Here is a 4,491-nt window from a genome sequence, read left to right on the forward strand (position 1 = left end):
GGTGGAGCTGCATGACAAAGTCATCGGGCATTATCTGAACATAAAACACTATCAATAAGTTGGAGTCATTACCCATCTGATGAACTGATTGATGTTTATCTTCAATTCTGCATGATTTTTCCTAGGGTCGAGCAAAGTTTTTTTGGTGGCTTTGCTAAGGGGGAAGACAGTTTAAATTATGCGCGAACGTTACTTGACGCCGGGATAAAGGTGCCCAACGAACTTTTTCACGATTTTAAGCAGAGATACATTTTGAATGGGGATGCGCAGGAAAGACTTGACGCCCTCTGTGTCGGTCGAGAGAGAGATAGGCGGGGAATAGTTAATGGACTTCAAAATGACGCAGCAACAGATCTAAACACCATGTCTACAGTATTAAAGATAGTTATAAGGATAAGAAATAACCTTTTCCACGGAAATAAAGACGCTTATCTTTTTGTTGATTCTCAAGAGCAAGCGCAACTATTGAGGTGGTGCGTGAGATTTCTCCAAGGATTATTAAATTAATCTACCTTTGATTTTCCATAATCAACCAGCAATAATAATGTCACCGGAGCCTGAACAACATCGGTGACTTCTGCGCTAAACGGGGACGTTTATGCGCACATACAATCTAAACTCTCTTTTGCTGTCACAGATGCAGAAATGCACCTGCGATTTTTTGCATCCAGCGTTTGACCTCTGCGGAGGTGAATCGTGAATCTCCTACAAGATGGCATCAAATTGCATCGTGGTAACTTCACCGCTATCGGTCAGCAGATCCAGCCTTATCTGGAGGACGGCAAATGCTTTCGCATGGTGCTTAAACCGTGGCGCGAGAGACGCAGTCTTTCCCAGAATGCACTCAGCCACATGTGGTACAGCGAAATCAGTGAATACCTCATCAGCAGGGGTAAAACGTTCGCCACTCCACCTTGGGTAAAAGATGCTCTCAAACACACTTATCTCGGTTATGAAACCAAAGAACTGGTTGATGTCGTAACCGGTGAAATCACCACCATTCAGTCATTACGTCATACCTCCGATCTCGATACCGGAGAGATGTATGTCTTCCTGTGTAAGGTTGAAGCCTGGGCGATGAATATTGGCTGCCACCTGACTATTCCGCAGAGCTGCGAGTTCCAGCTGCTCCGCGACAAGCAGGAGGCGTAATGGCTACACCGCTTATTCGTGTCATGAACGGACACATCTACAGAGTATCTAATCGTCGTAAGCGTAAGCCTGAGCTGAAGCCATCCGAAATACCAACACTGCTCGGATATACCGCTAGCCTGGTTGATAAAAAATGGTTGCGACTGGCAGCAAGGAGGAATCATGGCTGATTTGAGAAAAGCAGCGCGTGGTCGGGAATGCCAGGTAAGAATCCCTGGCGTATGTAATGGCAATTCTGAGACGTCTGTACTGGCACATATCCGGCTGGCTGGATTGTGCGGTACCGGTATCAAACCGCCAGACCTGATTGCCACCATTGCATGTTCTGCCTGCCACGACGAAATCGACCGCCGCACGCATTTTGTTGACGCTGGATATGCAAAAGAATGCGCGCTGGAAGGTATGGCGAGAACGCAGGTTATCTGGCTGAAAGAGGGGGTAATTAAGGCGTGAATACTTACCACATCACACTACCCTGGCCGCCGAGCAATAACCGCTACTACCGCCATAATCGAGGGCGCACGCACATCAGCGCAGAAGGGCAGGCATACCGCGATAACGTCGCCCGAATCATTAAAGGCTCAATGCTGGATATCGGTCTGGCTATGCCTGTGAAAATCCGCATTGAGTGCCACATGCCGGATCGCCGTCGCCGTGACCTGGATAATCTGCAAAAAGCCGCTTTTGACGCACTCACTAAAGCAGGTTTCTGGCTGGATGATGAGCTGGTCGTTGATTACCGCGTTGTGAAGATGCCTGTTACCAAAGGTGGGAAGCTGGAACTGACCATCACTGAACTGGGAGATGAATGATGTTTGAGTCTTATATGGCAGAACGTCTTCGCCGCCGCTGGGTGCGCCTGCGCTTATATCGTTTCCCCGGTTCTGTTTTGACCGATTACCGAATACTGAAGAGTTACGCCAAAACCCTGACAGGAGCAGGAGTATGAAGTCAGAGATAACAATCAACTAATACTGTTTTGTTGATTTTTGCTTGTAATTGGCGTTTTGGTCTGATTTTTGTGGAGTAAGTTGATGCGTGATATTCAGATGGTTCTTGAGCGTTGGGGAGCGTGGGCGGCTAATAATCATGAAGATGTGACCTGGTCGTCCATTGCCGCCGGTTTTAAGGGATTAATTCCTTCAAAAGTAAAATCTCGCCCGCAATGTTGTGACGATGACGCGATGATCATTTGCGGGTGCATGGCCCGTCTGAAAAAGAACAACAGCGATTTGCACGATTTATTAGTAGATTATTATGTAGTCGGTATGACATTCATGTCACTGGCAGGTAAGCATTGCTGCTCTGATGGTTATATCGGGAAAAGGTTACAGAAGGCTGAGGGCATAATTGAAGGGATGTTAATGGCATTAGATATCCGGTTAGAGATGGATATCGTTGTTAATAACTCTAATTAATATGCCAATTGTTTACTAAAAATTATTAAAAATGGGGCGTTGAGACGCCCCCAAAAATAAAGGGTAATATATAACAGAAGGTTTATATAGTTAGAAGCAAGGTTGTGCTTCTAAAGGAAGTGGCTTGAGGGAGCCACTTATATGTTGGGGAGGCAATGCCTCCCGCAACATATCTTTTTCGTAATCAGATTAGAACTGGTAAACCAGACCTACAGCAACGATGTCATCAGTGCTTACACCGAGTGCTTTAGTGAAGTCATTTTTGTCAAGCAGGTTGATTTTGTAATCAACGAAAGTAGACATATTTTTGTTGAAGTAATAGGTTGCACCTACATCAACATATTTGACTAAGTCCTGATCGCCCCATACTCCAAGATCCTTACCTTTAGATTGCAGGTAAGCAACGGACGGACGCAGACCGAAATCGAACTGATATTGTGCAACAGCTTCGAAGTTTTGGGCTTTATTAGCAACGAAGTGATCAGCAAATACAGTCATATTCTGGGTTTCAGAATAGGTAGTGGCCAGGTAAATGTTGTTAGCGTCATATTTCAGACCTGCGGCCCAAACTTCTGCATTTTTACCGGAAGCAAATACTTCAGGAAGAACTTTCCCTGCATTAACTTGAGTGTCGGTACGATCAGATTTTGCATAAGTTGCACCGATACCGAATCCTTCGTATTCATAGGTAGCAGAGAAACCGAAGCCATCACCGTTACCTTCGGTGTAGTTATCGAAATCGCTACGATCGTTTTTGCCTTGGTACTGAGCAGCAAAGTTCAGACCATCAACCAGGCCAAAGAAGTCGTTGTTACGATAGGTTGCAACACCAGTGGTGCGACCAGTCATGAACACATCTGTTTGGGTCCAGGTATCGCCACCGAATTCTGGCAGAACGTCAGTCCACGCACCGATGTCGTATGCTACACCGTAGTTACGGCCGTAATCGATGGAGCCGTAGTCACCGAATTTCAGGCCAGCGAAGGCAAGACGGGTTTTATCTTTGGAGGAACCTTGAGATTCAGCGCGGTTGCCTTTGAATTCATATTCCCACTGACCGAAACCAGTCAGTTGATCGTTGATTTGGGTTTCACCTTTGAAGCCAAGACGGGCATAAGTAGTATCACCATCATCTGCATCATTAGAGGAGAAGTAGTGTTTAGCATTAACTTTCCCGTACAGATCCAGCTTGTTACTGTCTTTATTATAAATTTCAGCTGCCTGAGCAGACATCGCCATCAGTACTGATGCAGCTACAGCAGAAATTGCCACTGTTAATTTTTTCATCGTGAGCCCTTTTTTTTGAACTATTATTAAAAAATGATGTCACTGCGCGATAAATATTCATCTAATCAATATGATTATTTCAAGATGTAAGTTTTGGTTTCTCGTTTGATTTGTGAAGTAGATCTCTATTTTTATCTGAACTTTTTTCTATCGAATCCTATTCATGGCTCTTGGCTGAATAAAAATAAATCTATTAGCCAATTTATATTAACGGTTGTTATTTATAAGTGCTCTATGATTTGAAGGTTCAATTTAAATCGGCTAAAAATAACACTAGAAATTATTTGTTGGTTATTTGTTGAGATTTGCTTATGTATTTGTAGTGGTGTTTTCAATACTCGGTAGCATTCTCGCAAATATCATTTAGTGGTTTACGTACGTAAAAAATTGGTTATGCTGTTAAGAGTGGTTACTTCGTCACACAGCTTAAACCCGCCGTCGAGCGGGTTTTTCCATTTTTTGAGTCTCGATATTAGCTGATAACCCAATACCTGAGTTATTCACTGACTCCGAGTCTGTTACGTTTCGTAGTATTCCCTCAATTTACACCCGCTTTGTCTGCGAGGTGGGGTTATGAAATCCATGGATAAGTTAACAACGGGTGTCGCCTATGGCACCTCAGCAGGTAGTGCCG

At 44.3% G+C, this 4,491-nt stretch carries 9 protein-coding genes and 1 pseudogene; 9 read left to right on the forward strand and 1 reads right to left on the reverse strand.

Annotation, left to right across the window (positions count from 1 at the left end; all coding sequences use genetic code 11):
* Position 1 precedes the first annotated feature (1 nt).
* From RTW80_RS31660 to quuD, 8 genes are all read left to right on the forward strand, one after another.
* Complete coding sequence (locus RTW80_RS31660; RefSeq protein WP_003032489.1) at positions 2–58, forward strand: IS1 family transposase; 57 nt, start codon at positions 2–4, stop codon at positions 56–58.
* A 540-nt stretch (positions 59–598) separates the two neighbouring features.
* The gene (locus RTW80_RS22605) at positions 599–700 is read left to right on the forward strand and encodes a hypothetical protein (RefSeq protein ID WP_072106870.1); all 102 of its coding nucleotides are present in this window, start codon (positions 599–601) and stop codon (positions 698–700) included.
* Entirely contained in the window at positions 697–1,152 is a 456-nt protein-coding gene (gene ybcN / locus RTW80_RS22610; protein ID WP_001050829.1) for a DNA base-flipping protein YbcN, read from the forward strand. The genes RTW80_RS22605 and ybcN overlap by 4 nt, the downstream gene beginning before the upstream one ends.
* Entirely contained in the window at positions 1,152–1,322 is a 171-nt protein-coding gene (locus RTW80_RS22615; RefSeq protein WP_000224916.1) for a NinE family protein, read from the forward strand. Before ybcN ends, RTW80_RS22615 begins: the two co-directional genes overlap by 1 nt.
* Positions 1,315–1,605, forward strand: coding sequence for a DUF1364 domain-containing protein (locus tag RTW80_RS22620; protein ID WP_000774490.1), 291 nt, complete (start codon positions 1,315–1,317; stop codon positions 1,603–1,605). Before RTW80_RS22615 ends, RTW80_RS22620 begins: the two co-directional genes overlap by 8 nt.
* A complete protein-coding gene (gene rusA, locus RTW80_RS22625; RefSeq protein WP_001099516.1) occupies positions 1,602–1,964 on the forward strand; it encodes a crossover junction endodeoxyribonuclease RusA in 363 nt (120 codons plus the stop codon). Before RTW80_RS22620 ends, rusA begins: the two co-directional genes overlap by 4 nt.
* Positions 1,961–2,101, forward strand: a complete 141-nt coding sequence (locus tag RTW80_RS22630) for a YlcG family protein (RefSeq protein ID WP_032145910.1) — start codon at positions 1,961–1,963, stop codon at positions 2,099–2,101. Before rusA ends, RTW80_RS22630 begins: the two co-directional genes overlap by 4 nt.
* Before the next feature lie 85 nt (positions 2,102–2,186).
* A complete protein-coding gene (gene quuD / locus RTW80_RS22635; RefSeq protein ID WP_001204780.1) occupies positions 2,187–2,570 on the forward strand; it encodes an antitermination protein QuuD in 384 nt (127 codons plus the stop codon).
* A 189-nt stretch (positions 2,571–2,759) separates the two neighbouring features.
* On the opposite strand, the gene RTW80_RS22640 is transcribed toward quuD, so the two are convergent.
* Positions 2,760–3,857, reverse strand: a complete 1,098-nt coding sequence (locus RTW80_RS22640) for a porin (protein WP_000737266.1) — start codon at positions 3,855–3,857, stop codon at positions 2,760–2,762.
* Positions 3,858–4,430: 573 nt separating this feature from the next.
* On the opposite strand from RTW80_RS22640, the pseudogene essD reads away from it, so the two are divergent.
* Positions 4,431–4,491, forward strand: a pseudogene (gene essD / locus RTW80_RS22645) (phage lysis protein EssD); the annotation flags it as partial.

Origin of the sequence: Escherichia sp. AM3, from assembly GCF_032029835.1 — a bacterium.
Lineage (GTDB): Bacteria > Pseudomonadota > Gammaproteobacteria > Enterobacterales > Enterobacteriaceae > Escherichia > Escherichia coli.